We start from the raw sequence: 1,915 nt of genomic DNA, 5'->3' as shown, positions 1-1,915 counted from the left end.
AACTCCCTGACCTTCGAGATCGACCCCAGTGTCACCGCGGTCAGCGCCATCCTCATCGCCTTCGCCATCCTCGCCCTGGGCCTCGTCGCCCTGGTCCGCTGGCTCGGCTCCGGACGACAGGACTCCCTGCTCTCGGTCGAGAACACCGTCGGCGTCGCCAACCCCGGAGGCGAAGCCGTATGAGCACCGCCGCCGCTCAGCTGACCGCGGCCACCGCACAGCGGCACCTGCTGCTGCACATGACCGCCAACGGATCGCTCGGCGACCAGGGCGAAGACCTCCTCGTCGTCCAGCGGGGGGAGGGCCCGTACATCGAGGACGCGGACGGCAGGCGCTACATCGACGGCCTGTCGGGTCTGTACTGCTGCCAGCTCGGCTACTCCTACGGCGGCGAATTCGCCGAGGCAGCCGAACGGCAACTGCGCGAGCTGTGCTACAGCCCGCTGTGGACAGGGTCCGCACACCCCTCGGCCATCGAACTCGCCGAGCGGCTGTCCCGGATAGCCCCCGTCGACATCGAGCACACCTTCTTCTCCAGCGGCGGTGCCGAAGCCGTCGAGACCGCCTGGAAGATAGCCCGCCGCTACCACACCCTGCGCGGCGAGCCGGGCCGCACCAAGGCGATCGCCCGGCGCGGCGCCTACCACGGCCTGACCATCGGCACTCTGTCGTTCAACGACGACCCCGGCCTGACGGAGCCGTACGGCCCGCCGGCGATCGACACCCGGTTCGTGTCGAACACCAACCGCCTCGGCCTCGCACCGGAGTTCGCGGACGACGAGGTGTACACGGCCTGGCTGCTCGCGGAGTTGGAGGCCGCGATCCTGACCGAGGGCCCCGAGACCGTCGCGATGCTCATCGCCGAGCCGGTACAGAACCGAGGCGGCTGCATCACGCCGCCCCAGGGGTACTGGCAGGGGTTGCGGGCGCTGGCCGACCGGTACGGCTTCCTGCTCGTCGCCGACGAGGTCATCACGGCCTTCGGCCGGATCGGCGAGTGGTTCGGAGGGGACCGCTACGGCGCCCGCCCGGACATGATCACCGTCGCCAAGGGCATCACCGCCGGATACGCGCCCCTGGGCGCGACCCTGGTCGGTACCAAGGTCACCGAGGTCATCAACCGGCCCGGCGCGGTCCTCAACCACGGTTACACCTTCGCCGGGCATCCGCTGAGCACGGCCATCGCCCTGCGCAACCTGGACATCATGGAGCGGGACCGCGTCCTGGACAACGTCCGCGGTCTCCAGGGTGACCTGGCCAAGCGCATGACGGCCCTCAAGGACCTGCCGATCGTCGGTGACGTCCGCGGCACCGGGTTCTTCTACTCCTGTGAACTCGTCGGCGACCTGGACGACGGTGCTTTCAGCGCCAAGGCCCGAACCGAGCTGATCGGCGACCTGATCCCGCGGCGGCTGCGCGAGGCCGGCCTGCTGGCCCGCGTCTACAACCGCTCCGCGCCGCTGGTCCAGATAGCGCCCCCGCTGATCAGCGACCGCGCCGTCCTCGACCGCATCGCCGCGATCATCGCCGGCACCCTCGCCGAGGCGTCGTCCCACATCTGATCCACGTATTGGGAAGGAACCACATGTACTCCATCGGTCCGCTGACCGTCGCCCCGGGCGAGCGTGCCCACGGCCTCATCCCCGTCGGCACCAGCAGCTACGGCGTGGAGCTCGGCATTCCGCTGATCGTCGTCAACGGCGTCCAGGACGGCCCCGTCCTGTGTGTGGACGCGGGCGTGCACGGCGACGAGTACGACGGCCAGGAGGCCATCCGCCGCGTCCTCGCCGAGATCGACCCGGCCACGCTGCGCGGCACGATCGTCGGCATCCCCTGCCTGAACACCCCGGCCTTCGAGGCGGCCGCCCGCGCCAGCGGCATCGACCACCTCAACCTCAACCGGATCTTCCCGGGC

Annotated in this window: 2 protein-coding genes and 1 pseudogene; all 3 read left to right on the top strand. The window is 70.2% G+C overall.

Going from position 1 to position 1,915, the window contains the following annotated elements:
• Positions 1 to 183, top strand: a pseudogene (locus AB0E85_RS39920) (ABC transporter permease); the annotation flags it as partial.
• On the top strand, positions 180 to 1,562 hold the full coding sequence (locus AB0E85_RS39915; RefSeq protein ID WP_361937655.1) for an aminotransferase class III-fold pyridoxal phosphate-dependent enzyme: 1,383 nt from the start codon (positions 180 to 182) through the stop codon (positions 1,560 to 1,562). The pseudogene AB0E85_RS39920 and the gene AB0E85_RS39915, both read left to right, overlap by 4 nt.
• A 23-nt stretch (positions 1,563 to 1,585) precedes the next feature.
• Positions 1,586 to 1,915: M14 family metallopeptidase (locus AB0E85_RS39910; RefSeq protein ID WP_361937654.1), on the top strand; the 330-nt coding region annotated here is incomplete at its 3' end.

It is taken from the genome of Streptomyces sp. NPDC029044, from assembly GCF_040637495.1.
Lineage (GTDB): Bacteria > Actinomycetota > Actinomycetes > Streptomycetales > Streptomycetaceae > Streptomyces.
This window is presented reverse-complemented; position numbering and strand designations above follow the sequence as displayed.

Excerpts from the sequence above, each read along its gene's own strand:
- AB0E85_RS39915 (WP_361937655.1), top strand. The coding sequence starts at position 180 with ATGAGCACCGCCGCCGCTCAGCTGACCGCGGCCACCGCACAGCGGCAC.